At 59.9% G+C, this 20,018-nt stretch carries 16 protein-coding genes; 14 read left to right on the forward strand and 2 right to left on the reverse strand.

Going from position 1 to position 20,018, the window contains the following annotated elements; genetic code table 11:
• Positions 1–32 precede the first annotated feature (32 nt).
• The 12 genes from ACILSR_RS06755 to ACILSR_RS06810 are packed head-to-tail and all read left to right on the forward strand — an operon-like array spanning position 33 to position 13,916.
• Positions 33–1,433, forward strand: coding sequence for a hypothetical protein (locus tag ACILSR_RS06755; RefSeq protein ID WP_395748977.1), 1,401 nt, complete (start codon positions 33–35; stop codon positions 1,431–1,433).
• Positions 1,434–1,443: 10 nt separating this feature from the next.
• Complete coding sequence (locus ACILSR_RS06760) at positions 1,444–2,631, forward strand: N-acetylglucosamine-6-phosphate deacetylase (protein ID WP_395748978.1); 1,188 nt, start codon at positions 1,444–1,446, stop codon at positions 2,629–2,631.
• Positions 2,632–2,669: 38 nt separating this feature from the next.
• Positions 2,670–3,434 carry a ThuA domain-containing protein gene (locus ACILSR_RS06765; protein ID WP_395748979.1) on the forward strand — a complete coding sequence of 255 codons (765 nt, stop codon included), beginning with the start codon at positions 2,670–2,672 and terminating at the stop codon, positions 3,432–3,434.
• A 6-nt stretch (positions 3,435–3,440) separates the two neighbouring features.
• Positions 3,441–4,919 (forward strand): hypothetical protein, encoded by a 1,479-nt coding sequence (locus ACILSR_RS06770; protein ID WP_395748980.1) that lies wholly within the window; start codon positions 3,441–3,443, stop codon positions 4,917–4,919.
• An 8-nt stretch (positions 4,920–4,927) separates the two neighbouring features.
• Complete coding sequence (locus tag ACILSR_RS06775) at positions 4,928–5,686, forward strand: hypothetical protein (RefSeq protein WP_395748981.1); 759 nt, start codon at positions 4,928–4,930, stop codon at positions 5,684–5,686.
• Between the two features lie 17 nt (positions 5,687–5,703).
• The gene (locus ACILSR_RS06780) at positions 5,704–6,474 is read left to right on the forward strand and encodes a ThuA domain-containing protein (RefSeq protein WP_395748982.1); all 771 of its coding nucleotides are present in this window, start codon (positions 5,704–5,706) and stop codon (positions 6,472–6,474) included.
• A gap of 1 nt (position 6,475) precedes the next feature.
• Positions 6,476–9,352 carry a DUF1553 domain-containing protein gene (locus ACILSR_RS06785; protein ID WP_395748983.1) on the forward strand — a complete coding sequence of 959 codons (2,877 nt, stop codon included), beginning with the start codon at positions 6,476–6,478 and terminating at the stop codon, positions 9,350–9,352.
• A complete protein-coding gene (locus tag ACILSR_RS06790) occupies positions 9,349–10,752 on the forward strand; it encodes a DUF1501 domain-containing protein (protein ID WP_395748984.1) in 1,404 nt (467 codons plus the stop codon). Before ACILSR_RS06785 ends, ACILSR_RS06790 begins: the two co-directional genes overlap by 4 nt.
• The gene (locus ACILSR_RS06795) at positions 10,752–11,816 is read left to right on the forward strand and encodes a hypothetical protein (protein WP_395748985.1); all 1,065 of its coding nucleotides are present in this window, start codon (positions 10,752–10,754) and stop codon (positions 11,814–11,816) included. Before ACILSR_RS06790 ends, ACILSR_RS06795 begins: the two co-directional genes overlap by 1 nt.
• Positions 11,704–12,513, forward strand: a complete 810-nt coding sequence (locus ACILSR_RS06800) for an SDR family NAD(P)-dependent oxidoreductase (protein WP_395748986.1) — start codon at positions 11,704–11,706, stop codon at positions 12,511–12,513. Before ACILSR_RS06795 ends, ACILSR_RS06800 begins: the two co-directional genes overlap by 113 nt.
• Positions 12,514–12,557: 44 nt before the next feature.
• Positions 12,558–13,418 carry a fumarylacetoacetate hydrolase family protein gene (locus tag ACILSR_RS06805; RefSeq protein ID WP_395748987.1) on the forward strand — a complete coding sequence of 287 codons (861 nt, stop codon included), beginning with the start codon at positions 12,558–12,560 and terminating at the stop codon, positions 13,416–13,418.
• A gap of 45 nt (positions 13,419–13,463) precedes the next feature.
• Positions 13,464–13,916 (forward strand): hypothetical protein, encoded by a 453-nt coding sequence (locus ACILSR_RS06810; RefSeq protein WP_395748988.1) that lies wholly within the window; start codon positions 13,464–13,466, stop codon positions 13,914–13,916.
• On the opposite strand, the gene ACILSR_RS06815 is transcribed toward ACILSR_RS06810, so the two are convergent.
• Positions 13,913–15,145, reverse strand: coding sequence for an SGNH/GDSL hydrolase family protein (locus ACILSR_RS06815; protein ID WP_395748989.1), 1,233 nt, complete (start codon positions 15,143–15,145; stop codon positions 13,913–13,915). The two genes, ACILSR_RS06810 and ACILSR_RS06815, sit on opposite strands and share 4 nt — an antisense overlap.
• Before the next feature lie 152 nt (positions 15,146–15,297).
• On the reverse strand, positions 15,298–19,248 hold the full coding sequence (locus tag ACILSR_RS06820; RefSeq protein ID WP_395748990.1) for a LamG-like jellyroll fold domain-containing protein: 3,951 nt from the start codon (positions 19,246–19,248) through the stop codon (positions 15,298–15,300).
• Positions 19,249–19,294: 46 nt separating this feature from the next.
• Here ACILSR_RS06820 and ACILSR_RS06825 point away from each other — a divergent pair, with 46 nt between their 5' ends.
• Positions 19,295–19,609: a hypothetical protein gene (locus ACILSR_RS06825; RefSeq protein WP_395748991.1), complete on the forward strand. Its 315-nt coding sequence runs from the start codon at positions 19,295–19,297 to the stop codon at positions 19,607–19,609.
• Entirely contained in the window at positions 19,609–20,013 is a 405-nt protein-coding gene (locus tag ACILSR_RS06830; protein WP_395748992.1) for a type II toxin-antitoxin system VapC family toxin, read from the forward strand. The genes ACILSR_RS06825 and ACILSR_RS06830 overlap by 1 nt, the downstream gene beginning before the upstream one ends.
• Positions 20,014–20,018: the final 5 nt, after the last annotated feature.

The raw sequence follows: 20,018 nt of genomic DNA on the forward strand, positions 1-20,018 counted from the left end.
GAAGTTCGGGCGTTTGTAGCCGTACGATTGGGATGAGATTTTTGACCATCTGCTGTGTCGTATCCGCAGTTTCCGCGCTGCATGCCGCCGAGTTCCGAGCGGGGGCGGCGACGAGCAACATCACGCCGGAGCTGGGAAGCTCGATCAACGGGGGCTTTCAGGATGGGAAGGCGGTGTTCATCCATGATGAGCTGAATGCGCGGTGCCTGGCACTGGATGATGGGAAGACGAAGCTGGTGCTGGTGGTGGCAGACAGCTGTGTGATCGGGCGCGGGATTTTTGATGAGGCGAAGAAGATGGTGAACGAGGCCACCGGGGTGCCGATGGAGAACATGATGATGTCCGCCACGCACTCGCACTCGTGTGGGACGGCGCAGGCGGTGGGGCAGAGCGAGCCGAGCCCGATGTATCAGCGGTTTCTAGCGCGGCGAATGGCCGATGGCATGCGCTGTGCGCTGGACAATCTGGCGCCGGCAAAGATCGCGTGGGGGACGGTGGATGTGCCGCAGCATGTGTACAACCGGCGGTGGAAGATGAAGCCGGGGAGCATCCCACCCACACCGCATGGCGTGACGACGGACCAGGTAAAGACGAATCCGGGAGTGAACAATCCGAACCTGGTGGAGCCCGCGGGGCCGACGGATCCGCAGGTGAGCTTTATCAGCGTGCAGTCGGTGGAGGGGAAACCCATCGCGCTTTATGCGAACTACTCGCTGCACTATGTGGGCGGTGTGGGACCTGGGCATATCTCGGCGGATTACTATGGTGTGTTTGCAAACCGTCTTGGAGAACTGCTGGGTGCGGACAGGCAGGATCCGCCGTTTGTGGGGATCATGTCGAACGGGACGAGCGGGGACATCAACAACATCGACTTCCGCGGAGGGCAGGCGAAGGAGGGGCCGTATGGGAGGATCAAGATCGTGGCAAATGATGTGGCGCAGGCGGTGGCGGGCGCGTGCAAGACGCTGACGTATCGTGACTGGGTGGAGCTGGGTGTGGCGCAGAAAGAGGTGAAGCTGGGGCTGCGGATTCCGACGGTGGAGGAAGTGGAGAAGGCACGGGCGGTGACGAAGCAGTCAAAGCTGTTTCCAAGGATGGAGACGATGGAGCAGGTGTATGCCCGGGAGACGGTGCTGCTGGCGGATTTTCCGAAGGAGGTGTCTGCGCCGCTGCAGGTGATGAAGATCGGGGAGCTGCGAGTTTCGGCGATTCCGGCGGAGGTGTTTGTGGAGATCGGCCTTGATTTGAAGGCGAGGCATCCCAAGACTTTTACCGTGTCGCTGGCGAATGCGTATCATGGGTATCTGCCGACGCCAGAGCAGCATGCGCTGGGCGGGTATGAGACGTGGCGTGCGAGATCGGCGTGTCTGGAAGTGGATGCGTCGACGAAGATCGTCGCTGGGCTGGAGGAACTGTTTGAGAAACTCAAGTAACACCTGCGCCATGAAATCACTCGTCATTCACAACGTCACCGCCATTCTGGAGGACAAACTGCTGCCGAACGCATGTGTGACAGTGCGTGAAGGGCGCATCGCGGAGATCAGCGCCTCCGCAAAGCGGATGCCGAAGGACACGATGGTGGTGGATGGGCAGGGCGGCTACCTTTCGCCGGGGTTTGTGGATGTGCATGTGCATGGCGGCGGCGGTGGTGATTTCATGGATGGCACGGCGGATGCGGCGCGCGTGGCCTGCCAGACGCATTTTCGGCATGGCACGACGACGATTTTTCCCACCACCACCACGGGACAGCCGGAGGAAATTCACGCGATGATCCAGGCGTGCCAGACGGTTGGGAAAGAAACAGAGGGAGGTGGGCTGCCACGCATTCCAGGCATTCATCTGTATGGGCCGTTCTTTGCGGCGGACAAGGTGGGTGCGCATCCTGCGGCGGGGCGCAGGAATCCCACGCCGGAGGAGTTTCGCACGTATTTCAAAACGGGCTTCATTCGAATCGCCACGTGTGCGGCAGAACTGCCGGGGGCGGCGGCATTTTATCAGATGGCGAAGCGGAACGGCTGCTTCATCACCTGCGGGCACTCGAATGCATCGTGGTCGGAGATGGACCGTGCCTTTCGTAGTGGCATGCGGCATGTGGACCATTTTTGGTGTGCCATGAGCGATGTGAGCTCCGTGCGCGGGAGGCTGGGAACGCCGATGCAGGGCAGCATGGAGCAGTATGTGTTGTTCAATCCCGGCATGAGCACGGAGGTGATCGCGGACGGTCAGCATCTTTCGCCGGAGCTGCTGCTGTTTGCGCATCGCATGATCGGGCCGAAGCGGCTGCTGCTGGTGACGGATTCGAGCCGTGCGGTGGACATGCCGGTGGGCAAATACAAGATCGGCAACATTCACACCGGCAACGACATCACGCACGATGGCAAAGTGAGCCGCACGGCCACCGGGCTGGGCAGCAGCTCGGTGGGCATGGACCACATGGTGCGCACGATGAAGACCTGCAGCGGAGCGCCGCTGTGGGAGGTCATTCGAATGGCCAGCCTCACTCCGGCGGAGCGTCTCGGCATCGACGATGAAGTCGGCAGCCTCAAGAAGGGCAAGCGCGCCGATCTCGTGCTGTTCAGCAAAACGCTGCGCGTGAAGAAGGTGTGGTTGGGGGATAACTCACCGCTTTGAATGAGCATGTGCACTCCCCGCTTTAAATTCCATTTTTTATGAAAGCCATTCTTCTCAGTCTTGCCTTTTTCGCCGTGTTCATCGGTGCCGCGTCCGCGGCGAACATCGTCATCATGACGGTGGAAGATCCGAACAACTATGAGTCGCCGAGGACGATGCGGGAGTTTGCGGAGAAGGAGCTGAAGCCGCTGGGGCATAAGGTGACGATTGTGGAGGGGGACAAGCCGCAGATGCATCACTTTGCGGGGCTCATTGAAGCGCTGAAGGATGCGGATCTGCTGGTGCTGTTTTCACGCAGGCGCTTTCCACCGAAGGAGGAGATGGCGGCCATCAAGGCGCATCTGGCGGCGGGCAAGCCGCTGCTGGGGATTCGCACGGCGAATCATGCGTTTTTGCCGAAGCCGAACGAGGTGGTGGATGCGAGCCTGGCACCGTGGCCGGAGTTTACGCATGAGGTGCTGGGTGGAGAGAACACCGGGTATGAAACGAAGGGGCTGCCTTACAGCGTGAGTGTGCCGGCTGGGATCAAGACGCCGCTGCTGGAGGGCGTGAATGTGGCGGAGATCCGGGGGTATCAGTCGATGTACAAGGTGCTGCCGCTGGCGGCGGATGCGACGCCGATTTTGATCGGTACGGCGCAGGAAGGTGCGAGTACGCCGCCGCAGCCGGTGGCGTGGACGCGCACGTATGGGCCGAGCAAGGCACGGGTGTTTTATACGAGTCTGGGTGCGCCGGAAGACATGCGCAGTGCGGATGTGCGGAGGCTGCTGCTGAATGCGGTAGTGTGGACTTTGCAGAAATAAACTGTCATGAAATGGATCTGCTTTTTCTTGCTGACATGGGTTGCCACGGCGCGGGCTGAAATGCTGGCGGGGGTGGCGAGGGTGGACATCACGGACCGCACGGGGCCGGTGAATGATCCGTGCTTTGCGAAGGCGCTGGTGATTCAGCAGGGGGAGACGAAGGCGGTCATTATAACGCTGGATGCGGTGGCAGTGGGAGGCATCGGGCGCATTGGGAATGGCTTTATGGCGACAGTGCGGCGCGGGCTGGAAGAGATGGGCATCGCGCCGGGGAATGTGGTGGTGAATGCGAGCCACTGTCATGGGATCGTTCGCGGGGATCTGGAGCCGCTCATTATTGAAGCGGTGAAGGAGGCGTTGAAAAATATGGTGCCGGTGAAAGCTGGGAGTGGTGTGGGATTGGAGACGCGCATCAGTGAAAACCGGCGGCTGAACATGAAGGACGGAAGCATGGTGGACATGCGGCGGGCGTACTCGATGCCACTGGATGATGCGGTGGCGAGTGTGGGGCCGATTGATCCGCAGGTGGGTGTGCTGAGGCTGGATCGCGCGGATGGGACGCCGCTGGCGGTGCTGTATCAGTTTGCGTGTCATCCAATCATGAACCCGCCGAGCAAGGGGTGCTCCGCGGATTATCCGGGATTTGCTTCGAAGGTGATCGAGGATGCGACGGGAGCGATGGCGTTCTTTGTGCAGGGCTGCGGAGGTGACATCAATCCGGTGCGGTATAAGGAGGTGACGCGTGCGGCGGATGCGGAGCCGCTGGGCACGATGCTGGGGGCGACGGTGCTGGCGGCGGCAAAGAAGATTGAGACGAAGGCCGATGGGGAGCTGCGAGTGAGCAACGAGACGGTCAGCGTGCCGCGAGCGGCAGATTATGAGGCGCGGATTGCACGCATCGAGGCGGAGCAGAAGAAGCTAACTGCGGCACTGAAGCCGACGAACATCAATTTTAAAACGTTCCTACCGCTGCTGATGCAGCACAAGATCTGGCCGGAGACGCCTTCGCATTATTCGCAGAGCTATCTGCACGATGAGGCGCAGGGGCGGAAGGGGATAGCGCAACTGGATGCGGACAACCGGGTGCTGGTGGAGAGTTATCTGTCGAACATCGAGATCATGGAACGGCTGACGAGGCTGAATGCCAATCTGGCGCTGCTGAAAATGCACCTGAAGCAGACGCAGGAGGCGGGCAAGACGACGCTGGATGCCGAGGTGTGCGGCTTGCGCGTGGGGGATTTCAAGCTGGTGACGTTTCCCGGAGAGGTGACGGTGCAGGTGGGGCTGAACATCAAGAAGGCGGCGAAGGATGCGGGTACTTTTGTCTCGGGATATACCAATGGATATATTTGGTACACGCCGACGGTGGAGCAGCGGCTGAACAGCGGTTATGCGCAGGAGGACTGCGACACGCTGGTGGCGCCGGAGTGGCAGAAGATTTTTGAAACGAAGGCGCTGGAAGTTTTGGGCAGCCTCAGCCGATAGATATTTTCATGAAAGCATCTCTCACTTTTTTATTGATCGCGTGGACCTGTGGTGTGCTGGCTGCTGAGGAGCTGCCGAAGACAGTCATGACGACGCGCGGCAAGCTGCTGGTGAACGAAGACTTCACGCCGCCGCTGGCACCCGTGACGGGCAAGCCGGTGGGATTTGCGAGCGGGTTCACGGGCTGGCGGTTCAATGCGGGGCCGGTGGGTGGGAAGTCGGGAAGCTGGAAACTGGAGGATGGGTGCTTTACCGGCGTGGAGAGTCCGACGGCGAATCATCCTGCGACGGCGTCGTTTGGGTTTCAGTTTACGGACGCCATCATTCAGTGCGAGGTGAGGCTGAATGATGTCCCGGATGAGGGGCGCAAGTATCGGTCGCTGTTTGTGAAAGCGACGGATGTGAAGGACTATGTGATTGCGATGAGCATCGGGCCGGGCGGGTTGTTTTTGATTCCGTATGATGCGGAGCGCATCAACCCGGCGACGAAGCAGCGGGAGAAGGGGACGACGAGTCGTGTGGCAGCACAGGTGAAGCTGAACGAATGGCACACGGTGGTGCTGGAGATCAAAGGGGATGAGGTGGTGGGAACGCTGGATGGGAAGAGCACGACTTTGAGCAATCCACTAATCGGTGTGGCGAAACACAGCATCATGCTGGGGGCGAGTACGGAGGCGAGCTTCCGACATCTGCGGGTGTGGGAGGCGCTGCCAAATCCTGAGTGGGCTGCGGCGAAGGCGACACTGCAAACAGCTCCGAAACCCTGAACTGACTTTGAATTTTTATGACACGATTCTTCTTTATTCGCGCTTTGATTTTCGTGGCCGTTATTTGCGGCTGGCAGCTTCAAGCGGCGGAGCCTGCGCATATCGTCATCATGATTGGCGAAGATGAATATCATACCTGGGAGACGCTGCCGGAGTTTGCGGCCAAGGATTTGAAGGAGGTGCCTTATCGCGTGACGGTGGTGCAGGCGGACGCGACGGATAAGAATCAGTTTCCGGGATTTGTGGAGACGATGAAGGATGCGGATCTGCTGCTCATCAGCGTGAGAAGGCGCACGCCGACGACGGAGGTGGTGAATGCGGTGAGGGCGCATCTGGCGGCGGGGAAGCCGCTGGTGGGGATTCGCACGGCGAGCCATTGCTTTGCGCTACGACCGAAAGAGCCGGCGCCGAAGGCGGGGCTGGCCATCTGGCAGGAGTTTGACCATGAGGTGCTGGGCGGCAACTACACGGGGCATTATGGGAAAGATCCGGCGAAGATCACGCTGGTGCCGAGTGCGGAGGGGCATGCGATCTTGAAGGGAGTGACGGTGAGTGAATTGATCGGGCATGGGGGACTGTATAAAAACACGCCGCTGCAAGAAGGGACGACACCGCTGCTGATGGGATCGCTGCCGGGGGCTGAGACAGAGCCTGTGGCGTGGACACATTTCTATGGAGAGAAGAAGGCGCGGGTGTTTTACACCTCGATGGGGCATTGGGATGATTTTAAGCTGCCTGCATTCAGGAGGTTTTTGCTGAATGGAATCGCGTGGGCCTTGGAAAAATGAAATGAGACTGCTGTGTTTCATCGCTGCCATGGGGATGATCCAGTCTTTGCTGGTGGCGGGGGAGTTGCAGTTCAATCGGGATATCCGGCCGATCCTTTCGGATCACTGTTTCACGTGCCATGGGCCGGATGTGAAGGCGAGAAAGGCGAAGCTGAGGCTGGATCTCCCCGGAGGTGAACTGAGGGAGGTGGTGGGGCGGATCACTTCGCATGACGCGGATGAGGTGATGCCGCCGCCGGAGACGAACAAACCGCTGACGGCGGTGCAGATCGAGAAGCTGAAGCGGTGGATGACGGAGGGTGCGAAGTATCAGAAGCACTGGGCGTTTGAGCCGCTGAGCGTGGATGGTGGAGTAGGGTCGATTGATGGGATTGTGGAGAAGGGGCTGAAGGAGCGGGGGATGAATTATGCGCCGGAGGCGGATGCGGAGGTGCTGCTGCGACGTGTGGCGCTGGATCTCACGGGGCTGCCGCCGGAGAAAAACTTTGGGAGCTATGAGGAGGCGGTAGATGAGTTTCTTGCATCACCGCATTTTGGCGAGCACCTGGCGGTGGGCTGGATGGATGCGGCGCGGTATGCGGACACGAACGGCTACTTTGGAGACAAGCCGCGGCAGATGTGGCTGTGGCGTGACTGGGTGATCAACGCCTTCAATGCGAACATGCCGTTTGATCAGTTTACGGTGGAGCAACTGGCGGGTGATCTGCTGCCGAATGCGACGGTGGCGCAGCGAATTGCCACCGGGTTTAACCGCAACCACATGGCGAACAATGAGAGCGGGAGCATTGAGGAGGAGTTTCGCACGGAGTATGTGGTGGACCGGGTGGATACGACGATGACGACGTGGCTGGGGCTGACGGCAGGCTGTGCGCAGTGCCATGATCACAAGTTTGATCCCATCTCACAGCGGGAGTTTTATCAGCTGTTTGCGTTTTTTAACAATGTGCCGGAGCAGGGTGTGATAAGGCAGGAGAATCCGCCGCCGGTGATGGAGGTGCCGACGGAGGAGCAGAAGAGGGAGCTTGTGAAACTGGCAGGTGAAGCGAAGGAGGCGGCGAAGGCGTTTGAGCCGGTGCAGGCGATGCTGAAGCCGAAGATCGCGGAGTGGGAGAAGAGTGCGGGGGAGACATTGCCCGTGCCGCCATCGTCTGTGGTGCTGCATGTGGATTTCAATGGGCAGATGAGTGCCGGGATGAAGGCGGAAGGAACCACGGTGGTGTTTGAGCGTGGCATCCGAGGTGAGGCGGCGAAGTTTGATGCGACGCAGCATGTGGAGGGGCGTGTGAATGGGTTTGATGCGGATCGGGCGTGGAGCATCGGGCTGTGGGTGAATGCAGATGGATCGCTGAGCTGTCCGCTTTCGCTGATCGAGGCGGAAGGGAATCGAAGGGGGCTGGAAGTGATCTGGCAGAAGGGGCGGGTGCAGGTGAATCTGGTGCATCGCTGGGGAGCGAGTGCGATCGAGGTCTCGACGGTGGAGGCACTGAGCCAGAGGGCGTGGCATCAGGTGGTGGTGAGCTATGATGGGACGCAGAAGGCGGCGGGACTGAGGGTGTTTTTTGATGGAGCGCCGACGACGCTGGAGGTGCGGCGAGACACGCTGAATGGGAGCATCGCGAATAATGAGCCGCTGCGGATCGGGCGGCGGGATTCGGGGCTGGGATTTTATGGGAAGATCGATGAACTGCGCATCGTGCCGGGGGCGCTGGATGGCAAGGCGGCGGGGGAGTGGTTTTGGGCGGAGAGGATTCGGGGGATTGTGGAAATAGACGCGGCGAAGCGTGTGAGTGCGGAGCGTGAGATCCTGCTGGACTACTACATTGATCTTTTTGCACAGGCGGCTGCGAAAGCCGTGCGAGGGCGGATGAAGGCTGCGCAGCAAAAAGAGAAAGAGGTAAGAGAGGCTGTGCCGACGGTGCTGGTGATGCAGGAGATGGAGAAGCCGCGCACGGCGCATGTGCTGGAGCGGGGGCAGTATGACAAGCCCCTGGAGGCGGTGGAGGCGGGAGTGCCTGTCGCGGTCGCGCCATGGCCTGCGGATGCGCCGCGGAACCGGCTGGGCTTTGCGCGATGGCTGGTGTCCGCGCAGAATCCGCTGACGCCGCGGGTGGCGGTGAACCGGCTGTGGCAGCTTTGCTTTGGTGAAGGGCTGGTGAGAACGCCGAATGATTTTGGCTCTCAAGGTGAAGCACCGACGCATCCGGAGCTGCTGGATTTTTTGGCGGCCAAGTTTCGTGAGAGCGGGTGGAATGTGAAGGCGATGCTGAAGATGATCGTGATGTCGAAGACGTATCGGCAGAGCTCGGTGATGCGTGATGGGAGTGATCCGCAGAACCGGCTGTTGGGGCGTGGGCCGAGCGGGCGGCTTTCGGCTGAGATGCTGCGGGATCAGGCGCTGTTGCTGTCGGGGCTGCTGGTGCCGAAGATCGGCGGGCCGAGTGTGAAGCCGTTTCAGCCGCCGGGTTTGTGGGAGGCGGTGTCTTACAATGGCGAGGAGACTTATGTGCCGGACACGGGAGATGGGCTGTGGAGGCGGAGTTTGTACACGTATGTGAAGAGGCAGTCGCCGCACCCGATGCTGCTGACGTTTGACGGGCCGACGCGTGAGAAATGCCTGGTGCGGCGGTCCAGCACGAACACGCCGCTGCAGGCGCTGATGCTGTTGAATGATGAGACGTTTCTCAGGGCGGCCGAGGCTTTGGCGAAGAGGTCAGAGGGGAAGGAGGATTGCATCGCGTGGATGTTTCGGACGGCGACGCGGCGGGAGCCGGATGCGGAGGAGCGAGGGCTTCTAAAGGGGCTTTGGCAGAGGCGCGGTTCGTGGGCGGTGGTGGCGCATGCGATTTTGAATCTTGATGAGGTGATCACGAAACGATGAACGATTTTCTCCAGCGCAGACAATTCATCTGCAACTCGGGTTTGAGCCTGGGAGGTGTGGCGCTGGCTGGACTGATGCGAGGGGATGCGGGAGCGGCGGCGCATTTTGCGCCGAAGGCGAAGCGGGTGATTTATCTTTTCATGCACGGCGGGCCGTCGCAGCTGGATCTGCTGGATCACAAGCCGGGGCTGAAGAAGCTGCATGGGCAGGAACTGCCGACCTCGGTGCGGGGTGACCAGCGGCTGACGGGGATGACGAGCGGGCAGAAGTCGCTGCCGATCACGGCGTCGATGTTTAACTTTGCGCGGCATGGTCAGAGTGGTGCGTGGGTGAGTGAGCTGCTGCCGCATACGGGGAAGATTATTGATGAGATTTGTGTGATTCGATCAATGCATACGGAGGCGATCAATCATGATCCGGCGGTGACGTTTTTGCAGACGGGGCATCAGCAGCCGGGGAGGCCGAGTTTTGGGGCGTGGCTGAGCTATGGGCTGGGATGTGAGAGCCGTGATCTGCCAGCGTTTGTTGTGATGGTATCTCGTGGTAGTGCGGCGAGGCCGGCGGACCCGTTGTATGCGCGGCTGTGGGGTTCGGGGTTTCTTCCGTCGAATCATCAGGGCGTGGCGCTGCGGAGCAGTGGCGATCCTGTTTTGTATCTTTCGAATCCGGAGGGCATGGATGCGGCGACGCGGCGGGATGAGCTGGATGTGATCGCGGCGCTGAACCGGAAGCAACTGGCGCAGCAGCATGATCCGGAGATCGCCACGCGGATCGCGCAGTATGAGATGGCGTTTCGCATGCAGAGCAGCATGCCGGAGCTGACGGACATGAGCGGTGAGAGCGCGGCTACGCTGGATGATTACGGGCCGCAGTCGCGGCAGCCGGGGACCTTTGCGGCGAACTGTCTGATGGCGCGGCGCATGGCGGAGCGTGGGGTGAGGTTCATCCAGCTTTATCATCGCGGCTGGGACCAGCATTACAATCTGCCGAGCGATCTGCGGCTGCAATGTGGGGATGTGGATCAGCCTGCGGCGGCTTTGGTGCGGGATCTGAAACAGCGCGGCATGCTGGACGAGACGCTGGTGGTGTGGGGCGGGGAGTTTGGCCGGACGACGTACTTACAGGGCAAGCTGGAAGCGACGAATCATGGGCGGGATCATCACGGGCGCTGCTTTACGATGTGGATGGCGGGAGGGGGAATCAAGCCGGGGGTGCAGTTTGGGGAGACGGATGATTTTTGCTTCAATGTGGTGCGCGATCCGGTGCATGTGCATGATTTGAACGCGACGCTGCTGCATCAGCTGGGGATCGACCACAAGCTGCTGACGTATCGCTTTCAAGGGCGGGATTACCGGCTGACGGATGTGCATGGGAATGTGGTGAAGGGGATTTTAGCGTGATGAAGAATATCAGATGGATGATGATTGTGGTGGTGCTGTGGCATGCGTGCTTGTTGCGTGCGCAAGAGCCGGTGAAGCGTGTGCATCAGGAGGGGAAGATCCGGGTGTTTTATCAGCTCGAAGGGCAGCATGCGGTGGATGGGACGGATGCGAACAAGAACGGCGTGCCGGATCAGGTGGAGGATGTGCTGACGCAGATTGTGGCGGCGCAGGCGATGTTTGTGGAGGTGCTGGGGTTTCCTGATCCGCTGCAAACGGAGAGGTTTCGCACGGCGAGTTTTATTGATGTGAGTTTTCGGCACAAGGATGTGCTGAAGTCCAATGGGGTGGCGTATGATGAGCTGCAGCGGTATAACAGGCCCGGTGATCCGAAGGGAACGCTGAGCATCAGTTTTACGGTGGCGACTTCGGTGAAGGCGGCGACGAATCTGACGCCTGCGCATGAGTTTTTTCACGTGATCCAGAACAGCGTGACCTATTTTAAAAACCGGTGGTATACGGAAGGGACGGCACGGTGGTCTGAGAAGGCGCTGGGGATTGGCGGGCTGGGGCCGGCGAAAATTCTGAGTGCGTGGCCGTTGGCGAAAGAGCAGGCGGATGCGGTGTTTGGGATGGCGTATGAGGCGGCGGATCAGTTCTGGAATCCGCTCGCCGCAAAAGCTGATGATGAAGGTGTGATACCTGAAGTGCCGGCGCTCGCGCGAGTGCGGGGGATGCGCTATACCGATGGGACAGCGGTGCTGAAAGATCTGAAACTGACGGGATGGAAGTTTATCCGCGAAGTGCTGCTGGCGCTGGACAGGGCGGATGATGTGGCGTTTCGCGAGCTGGGGTATGAGAGGTGGTCGGAGGAGCATCAGAGGTCGCCGAAGAACAACGCGTACATCATGAAGTGCGCATCGCCTCGCGCTCGCCATAGAACACAACTCACCAAAACCACCCTGATAAAACATGAGACTTCAAGACCAAGTCATCCTCATCACCGGCAGCACGACCGGCATCGGCGAATTCATGGCGCGGCGCTTTGTCGCGGAAGGCGGCAAAGTCATCCTGCATGGCCGTGATGCGGCGCGAGGCGAGGCTCTGTGCAAGGAACTCGGCACGGACAAGGCGGCGTTTTGCCAGGGAGATCTGGCGGATGCGGCCTACCCGGAAAAGCTGGCAAAGGATGCGATCGCAGCGTTTGGCAAGGTGGATGCACTGGTGAACAATGCGGCGCTGACGAATCGTGCGCGTATTGGCGAAACGGATGCGGCGATGTTTGACCGCATCATTTCGGTGAATGCGCGTGCGCCGATGCTGCTCATTCGTGCGCTGCTGCCGGAGCTGAAGAAGAACCAGGGCGTGGTGCTGAACATTGGCTCGGTGCTGGCGCATTGCGGGCAGGCGAACCTGCTGGCGTATTCGATGTCGAAGGGCGCTCTGATGACGATGACGCGCAATCTGGCGGATGCGCTGGGGACGGATCGCGTGCGGGTGAATCAGCTTAATGTGGGCTGGACGCTGACGGAGAACGAATACCAGGTGAAATTGGGCGACGGACTGGGCGAAGGCTGGCCGGACCGGCTGCCTGCGTATGCGGTGCCGATGGGCCGGCTGCTGATGCCGGAAGACATTGCCGCGGCGGCCGTTTACTGGGTCGGGCGCGAGAGCTTTCCTGTCACCGGTACGGTGGCGGAGCTGGAGCAGTATCCGCTGATTGGCAGGTACACGAATCACGAAGGTGATCCGCTGAAGCAGCAAGATCACGAGAAGAAGTGACGAATGATGAATTGAATTTTAGAACCACGAACTGAACAACCGACATGAAACTGATCCGCTTTGGAAATCCTGGAGAAGAGAAACCCGGCCTGCAGCTTGAGGATGGACGCCGCATTGATGCGAGTGCCTTTGGCAGTGACTATGATGAGAAGTTCTTTGGGGGCGATGGGCTGGAGCGTCTGGCGGCGTGGGCGAAGGCCAATGCGGGCTCTGCGCCGACGGTGAGTGCTGAGACGCGGCTGGGGCCGTGCATTGCGCGGCCGAGCAAGATCATCTGCATCGGGCTGAACTACAGCGACCATGCGAAGGAAAGCGGGATGCCGATTCCGGCGGAGCCGATTGTGTTTTTCAAGGCGACAAGCGCGATCGTGGGGCCGAATGACAATGTGGTGATCCCGCGCAACTCGAAGAAGACGGATTGGGAAGTGGAGCTGGCGTTCGTGATTGGCAAGAAGGCGAGCTATGTGTCTGAAGAGGATGCGATGAGCCATGTGGCTGGCTACTGCGTGCACAATGACTACAGCGAGCGTGAGTGGCAGCTGGAGCGTGGCGGGCAGTGGGTGAAGGGCAAGAGCTGCGACACGTTTGCACCGATCGGTCCGTTTCTGGCGACGAGCGATGAGATTCCTGATCCGCAGAATTTGAAACTGTGGCTGAAGCTGAATGGCAAGACGATTCAGAACAGCAGCACGGCGCAGATGATCTTTGGCGTGAAGACGCTGGTGAGTTATCTGAGCCAGTTCATGAGCCTGCTGCCGGGTGATATTATCACGACGGGGACGCCTCCGGGCGTGGGGCTTGGGTTTAAGCCGGAGCCGCTGTTTATGAAGCCGGGGGATGTGATTGAACTGGGCGTTGATGGCCTCGGTGTGCAGGGGCAGACGGCGGTGGCCTGTGGTGCGTAGCTCAGCGAACGCGGCTTTCTAACCCTCAATCGAGCCCATCCAGCAATGAAGCGCCCTCTTGGAATCACCATTCTGGGTGTGCTCTTCATTCTGGGAGGTGTTTCGGCCTTATACAAAATGGCTCAACAATTGAGCCACGGACGAGTCAATATCAACGCGGCTGTCCTTATGATCCCGGTGGGGATTGGTTTGTTGAGAGGCCGCTGGTCGTCCCGCTTTTGGGCCAAGGTATGGGTGGGTTTTTTCGTGGCGCTGGCATCCGCTGCACTTCTCGCCTACCCGTTTTTTTCAGAAAGCTTCCACGTCAGCTTTGGGCGGGAGGAACTCCATGGACCCATGCGCCATATGGCGGCGGTCGCGCTCCCCCTTCTGCTGATCATACCGGGTGTGTTCGCCTGGAAATACCTTCGCAGTCACAAGATCGACGCCTTCTTTGGTGATGTCAGCCGCCATGCTGCTCCTAAACAGAAGGAAGAGGATAGGAGCAGCGCCAGCTAGGGGCCTGCTGTCACCGGGCTGCACTTCAGCCGCACAAAGCTTTTGCCTGCGGCACTCACGCTGACGGTGACCGTGCCGTCTGGGTTTGTGGTGGTTTGGGCGGGGGGGATGTCGGTCCAGTTGATGAGGTCTGGGGATGATTGTGGCTGAATGGTGCCCCATCCGGTAAAAGAGGCGCGGGGACGGTAGGTGAGGGTGAGGGAACCGGATTGGAATGTGGGCTGTGGCATGGCGGGCTGATCGAGGGCGAATTCGATGCCGTTGGGGATGCCGTTGTGATTGGAGTCGGAGGTGAAGCTGCCGGTTTGACCTGAGGATGCCATCCACTCGGTGAAGGGGATGTTGGGATCGAGACCGAGGACGGTGGAGATGATATAGTCGTCGGTGAGCGGGGTGATGGCGGTGGAGGGGTATTTGGAATTGAAGGCATCGACGACCATCTGGGCGATCTTGGTGTGGGCGCAGGTATTGGGATGGAAGCCGTCTCCGGAGAAGGTGTAGCGGGTGCGGGAGTCAGCATCTGCGACGCGATAGAACTCGATGCCTTTGATGCGGAAGGGCTGGGTGATGATCGCTTTGGTGAAGTCATACACGCCAGGGACGAAGCCGATGTTTTGTGACTGCGCGTAGGCGGCGAGGCTGGCGTTGAGTGCATCCATGGCGGCGGTGACGCGCGCTGTTTTAACGGGGTCGGTGGGGTAGCCAGCCTGAATTTTAGGGGTGCAGCCGACGTGAGGGACGCTGACGAGGACGATGGGAACGGTGGCGTTTTGGGTGCGGACGAAATTGAGGATCCACTGGATATTGCCGAGGGTGGTGTTGGTGACGGAGGCGTCCACGGTGCCGTTGTAGAGATTGGCGTAGTAGCTGTCGGCGTCGTTGCCACCGGCGAAGATGACGACGCGCTGCACATCGGTGCGAAGCTGGCTTTTGAGGGTGTTCGTCCACCAGAAGTTGAAGGCGTTGCTGAGCTGATTGCGGATGTCGGTGGTGGTGGCGCCGGGGAAGGCCCAGTTGAAGCGATGGCCGGTGAGGCGGGGATCGGAGTAGGTGCTCCAGGTGCCGGTGTCGAACCAGGCGGTGCGGTACTGGTGGAGGGTCTCGATCCAGTTTCGCGCCTGCCAGGAGGCGGGATTGTTGGGGTAGAGTGCGGGGAATTCGGCTTCGTATTCCTTGGTGAGGCTGTCGCCGATGACGAGGCATTGCTCCGCCCTGAGCGTGAGGCTCATGAGGAGGAGGATGCATAGAGTGCGCAGCATGAAGTGTTCAGACGTAAAAAACGGCTGAAAGTTCAGTGCGTGGTGAACAAATTGGCTCCGTGTTTTGCTGCGATTGGAGGTTTTGAGACGCTTGCCGGAGCGAACTAAAGTTCTGGACTACTTTATTCCACTTTGAGTACGCCGTTCATCACCATCCAGTGACCGGGGAAGGTGCAGAGGTAGGGGTAGTCGCCTTTCTCCGTTGGGGCGGTGATGTGGATGGTGAAGGTGGCCTGGGGATTGGTCATGTCGGTGTAGGCGAGGACATCGGGGGAGTCGGGGACGTAATGTTTGGCGATGCCCTGGGGATCGGTGATCATGAGGTTGGCGAGGTTGCCGATTTTTTGCAGGGTGCCGGGTTTGGCGAGCATCCAGTTGTGCGGGACGACGTCGGGGTTCTTGAAGACGATGGTGAGTTTTTCGCCGGGTTTGGCGGTGAGCTTTTTCTGCACGTATTGCAGGCCGAGGGCGGCTTCGATGACGAGTTCGCGACCGCCTTCGCCTTTGGCCCAGGGGTTAGGCTTGGCGGATTTCGGGGCTTCCATGCCGATCTGTGCGGCGTGATTGGTCTTGGCGATTTTGGCGTAGCCGGGGAAGTCGGTGAAGGGTTCGGCGAGGGCGTGGGCGGTGAGGAAGATGTCGTGGCCGGTGGTGAGATGAAGATGGATCTGGCTGGCGGTGACGAGCTGGGGGATTTCGAGGAAGAGGGTTTTGCCGCCGTCGAGTTTTTGAACGCTGTGGATTTCAAGCGGGTCATGGCCGGGGGTGTCGGCGTATTTGACGGAGTATTCGGGGGAGCCGTACTGCGCGCCGTAGCGGTAATTCCAGCATTGCGCGAAGCAGGTGGAGGCATCGGCGTCTTTGACGGGCTGATTGAAGCGGAGGAGGACGCCATTGTCGCGGGCTTCGAAGGCGATGGGGACGGGCTTTTCGCCGCCGGTGAAGCGGACGCGCTGGAAGCAGCCGTCCTTGGGAGTGTAGCTGCCCCAGCCCTGCATGCCATTGACGTAGAGGTGGCCGTCGTTGGGATTGAAGCGGGCACATTGCGGGCCGGAGTCGAAGTTGCCGCTGATTTTGAACGCGGCGGCCTGCCAGCGGCCTTTGACGTTCTGGCGCATGGCGAGCCAGGCGCTGCCGCCGCCAGAGGAGAGGTGGACGAAATTGTCGTCGCCTTTGAGCGAGGACCATTTGTCGCCGGAGATGAAGGCCTGGCTGCTGGCGCTGTTGTCCTCGCCGCGTGGCATGTACAGCAGCACGGGTTCGGGGGGCTGGCCGTTTTTGGGACCACCGGCTCCGAAGTGGGCACCGAGGTTGTGGTCGAGCTCGATTTGGAAGATGGAGGACGCGGGAGTCCAGTCGCCTTCCTGGCCGCTGGTGGTGATGAAGCGACCGTCTGGGGAAAGACCGAGGCCGTCGGGATTGCGGAAGCCGGTGCCGAGGACTTCGAGTTTGTCGCGACCGGTAATGCGGCACACGCCTTGATTGCCGGAGGCGAAATACCAGCGGCCTTCTTTGTCGGTTTCGAGGCCGACGATGAAGTCGTGGCCGCCGGGGGAGGTCTGCATGGCATTGGTGACGCACTCGTAGAAGTCGGCTTCGTCATCGCCATTGAGGTCGTGCAGGCAGGTGATCTGATCGCGGCCGAGGACGTAGAGTTTATCTTTTACGACCTTCATGCCGAGGGGCTGATTGAGGCCGGTGGCGAAGCGTTTCCAGCGAATCTTTTCGAGCTTCTCGTCGATGCCTTTCACGAGCCAGACTTCGCCGGTCATGGTGGCGATGGCGGCGGTGCCGTCGCTGAAGAAGTCGTGCGCGGTGATGAAGAAGAGGGTGCCGTATGGGTTGTCGAAGGGAAGTTCGATGGTGTCGGTGGCGAAGGGCTGCTGGGTGCCGAGCTTGCCTTTGGTTTCGATCCACCTGGGCCATTGGGCGGGGCCGCCTTTGGTTAGCGGAGAGAGATCTTTGTCGTCGTTGTTGGTGGTGAATAGGAATGCTTCCTTTTGGAATGAGGTCGAGAAGATCACCTTTTTTCCGTGACGGTAGAAGCCGTTGTAAATGGTGCCTTTCTGAACTGTTCCGGTGGTGAGAAGATTTCTAGCAGGATCTTTGTCCGCTTTGCCATCCATGGCCGCGCCTCCCATGAAGCCGTGACGGTGATCGGTGAGTTTGATGAAGCCACCGGTCCAGGAGACTTCGAATTTCAATGTTTCAGGATTGAAGGCATATGAGCGGTCTCCATCGCGCACGCACACGGCTTTCGGGATCGTCAGGCCTGCGCCTTTGAAGACGCAGCTAAAGACGCTGCCGTGATCGCTCTCCGCATAGCGGCCGTCTTTCCAGGTGACCTGGTCGTTTTGATTGCCCCAGTGGCCCTGCTGGCCGCCATCGAGGCCGGGGAACTGGGGGATGAGTTCGGGCAGGGGCTTCTGCTTCATGAACTGCAGGGCCTGCTTGCCGTAGAAGTCGAAGACGCGCTCGCGGTTCACGAATTCCTGCCAGTGGACGTTGTCTTCGGGATGGAGCGGTTTGCGGTCGGGTTTGAATTCGGCGGGCTTTGGAGCGGGCGGTGGGAGGAGGGCATCCAGGTTGTCGAAGTCCCAGAGGCCGAGCGTGTTGTCCATGCGGAGGCGCGGGCCGTTGGCTTTGCGCGGCTTCATGGCACCGCGTGAGATGCGGGCGTCATCGATGAGTCCATCGCAGTCGAGCGTGCCATCGACGAGTTTGCCGAAGGAGATGCCGCCAGCCTTTGGTGTTCCCGTGAGCGGCTTGACAGGTTTTTCGAGCACCTGTTTGCCATCGATCCAGAGAATCACGTTTTTCTCGTCAATGCTGGCCAGCAGGTCGTGCCACTTGCCATCGCAGATGTTGATCTGGGAGTCGAAGTCGCCGCCGCGGCCGGGCATGAAGAGCGCCAGTGTGCCGTGCTTGGCGTGGGTGTAGAGCTCCCAGTGCGTGGCGGAGGATTTGGCATCGGAAGCGATGAGGATGTTGTAGCGATCTTTGCTGTCCAGCTTGGCGCGGCACTCGATGGTGAGGGGGAGGGAGCGGAAGGCTTCGTTGTCTTGCTGGTAGTAGCTGCCTTTGAGAGCATTGCCGAATTCCTTGCTGAGGGAGGGAACGCTTTCGCCGCTCACGGCAGGTTTGCCGGGAGTGGCAGCAGGTTTGTCGCTCCAGGTGCGGTACTTGGGCTTGGGACCGGGGACGTTGTCATCAAGCTGCGGGATGAGCCAGGAGAGGCCATCGAGGTTGTCGAGCAGGCGGCCTTCGGCGTCTTCGTTGGTGTGATTGAGGATGCCGATGGGGCCGCTGTAGCCGCTGGCGCGGACGATGCGCAGGACTTTCACATCTTCGGTGCCGACGCCGAGCGGGAGGATTTTGCGGCCTTTGGCTTCGCCGTCGATGTCCATGCCGTTGAGGTTGAGACAGAGCAGATGCGGCAGCATGCGAGGGAGGATTTTGGCGAGGCGGTCGAGGTGAGCGTGGCCGTGATGGAGATTGTACACCATGCCGATGTTTTTGATGCCTTTCGCTTTGAGGGCTTCGACGATGGCGATGGCGTTTTCGGGTTCGCCGTACCAAGCGCCGTGATTGTAGAGGGCGACCTGGCAGCCGAGGGGTGCGGCGGCTTCGCAGATCGGCTGGAGGCGCGCGACTTCTTTGGCGATGCGTGCCTGCTGATCGGCGGCGTCTTTGACCTGGATGGCACCGCCGTTGCCATTCACCCAGAGCTGCGGGTGAACGTTGTGGCGTTTGAAGAGTTCGAGGGTTTGTTTTGCCTCGTCATTGAGCGCGGTGGGGAACCACCAGCCCATGAGCTCGATGTGATGCTTTTTGAGGGCGTTCAGTTCTTCGTCCCACTGTGGAATGTGCTCCTTGCGGTAGTCATAGACGAATTTTTTCACGCCCATTTTTTCGAGCATGGCGGCGCGTTCTTCGGGGCCGCGTTTGGCTTTGTCGAAGGGGACGATGCACCAGGCGACGAGATTGGGTTTGTCGAAGAGGTCGGCGGCTCGTATGGCGGCTGCGCTGCTGAGGAGCAGAAGGGGGAGAAAGAGCGAGCGGAGGGTGGGCATGAGAATTGACGTTGGAAAGTGGGATGCAGAGTATTAAAATAAGGCCGTGACAGTCACCAAAGGCATTTATCAAAACGGCAGTGTGTCGCTGCTGACGGCGGTTTCGTGGCAAAACGGCACGACCGTTGAAGTGATGGTGCCTGAGAGCGATGAAATCAGCGCCGATGGCTCGCCGTGGCCGCGCACCGACCAGGAACGTGAGGAATGGGCGAGCATGCTGGAGGAAACACCTGCCGTGTTTGATTCCGAAGAGGCGGCCAATGAGTTTGAGCAGGAAATGGCTGCAGTGCGTCGGGAACACCTCAACAAGCAGGCAGAATCAACCGCACGAGAGGAGCGCATTGCGCGTTCTTTTGACTGATGCGCTACCTTCTCGACAGTGGAATCCTGAGCGACTTTATTCAGGCGCGGCAGCCGGTCATGAGCCGAGTGATCGCCGCAGTGCGTGCGGGACATGTGATTGGCATCGGCGCGCCGGTTCTGGGCGAATTCATCGCCGGTCTGATGAAGAGCAGTGATCCTGCGAGGAACCTGCAAAGGCTGAATCACAAAATCGGACATCTGCGACTGTGGAGTTATGATCGGAGTGCCGCCGAGACTTATGGTGATGTCCAAAATGATCTGCGAACACGGGGCCTGCTGATCCAAGTGATTGACATGCAAACGGCGGCGATTGCCAAGTCGCTTGGTAGTTGGTTGGTGGTCACCAAGGACAGTGATTTTCGGCGCATCCCAGGACTGAGCATCGAGGACTGGTCGCGCTAGAGAAT

It is taken from the genome of Prosthecobacter sp., from assembly GCF_044222565.1.
GTDB lineage: Bacteria > Verrucomicrobiota > Verrucomicrobiia > Verrucomicrobiales > Verrucomicrobiaceae > Prosthecobacter.

Excerpts from the sequence above, each read along its gene's own strand:
- ACILSR_RS06820 (WP_395748990.1), bottom strand. The coding sequence starts at position 19,248 with ATGCCCACCCTCCGCTCGCTCTTTCTCCCCCTTCTGCTCCTCAGCAGC.
- ACILSR_RS06810 (WP_395748988.1), top strand. The coding sequence starts at position 13,464 with ATGAAGCGCCCTCTTGGAATCACCATTCTGGGTGTGCTCTTCATTCTG.
- ACILSR_RS06770 (WP_395748980.1), top strand. The coding sequence starts at position 3,441 with ATGAAATGGATCTGCTTTTTCTTGCTGACATGGGTTGCCACGGCGCGG.
- ACILSR_RS06805 (WP_395748987.1), top strand. The coding sequence starts at position 12,558 with ATGAAACTGATCCGCTTTGGAAATCCTGGAGAAGAGAAACCCGGCCTG.
- ACILSR_RS06765 (WP_395748979.1), top strand. The coding sequence starts at position 2,670 with ATGAAAGCCATTCTTCTCAGTCTTGCCTTTTTCGCCGTGTTCATCGGT.
- ACILSR_RS06760 (WP_395748978.1), top strand. The coding sequence starts at position 1,444 with ATGAAATCACTCGTCATTCACAACGTCACCGCCATTCTGGAGGACAAA.
- ACILSR_RS06795 (WP_395748985.1), top strand. The coding sequence starts at position 10,752 with ATGAAGAATATCAGATGGATGATGATTGTGGTGGTGCTGTGGCATGCG.
- ACILSR_RS06755 (WP_395748977.1), top strand. The coding sequence starts at position 33 with ATGAGATTTTTGACCATCTGCTGTGTCGTATCCGCAGTTTCCGCGCTG.
- ACILSR_RS06830 (WP_395748992.1), top strand. The coding sequence starts at position 19,609 with ATGCGCTACCTTCTCGACAGTGGAATCCTGAGCGACTTTATTCAGGCG.
- ACILSR_RS06785 (WP_395748983.1), top strand. The coding sequence starts at position 6,476 with ATGAGACTGCTGTGTTTCATCGCTGCCATGGGGATGATCCAGTCTTTG.
- ACILSR_RS06775 (WP_395748981.1), top strand. The coding sequence starts at position 4,928 with ATGAAAGCATCTCTCACTTTTTTATTGATCGCGTGGACCTGTGGTGTG.
- ACILSR_RS06800 (WP_395748986.1), top strand. The coding sequence starts at position 11,704 with ATGAGACTTCAAGACCAAGTCATCCTCATCACCGGCAGCACGACCGGC.
- ACILSR_RS06815 (WP_395748989.1), bottom strand. The coding sequence starts at position 15,145 with ATGAGCCTCACGCTCAGGGCGGAGCAATGCCTCGTCATCGGCGACAGC.
- ACILSR_RS06780 (WP_395748982.1), top strand. The coding sequence starts at position 5,704 with ATGACACGATTCTTCTTTATTCGCGCTTTGATTTTCGTGGCCGTTATT.
- ACILSR_RS06790 (WP_395748984.1), top strand. The coding sequence starts at position 9,349 with ATGAACGATTTTCTCCAGCGCAGACAATTCATCTGCAACTCGGGTTTG.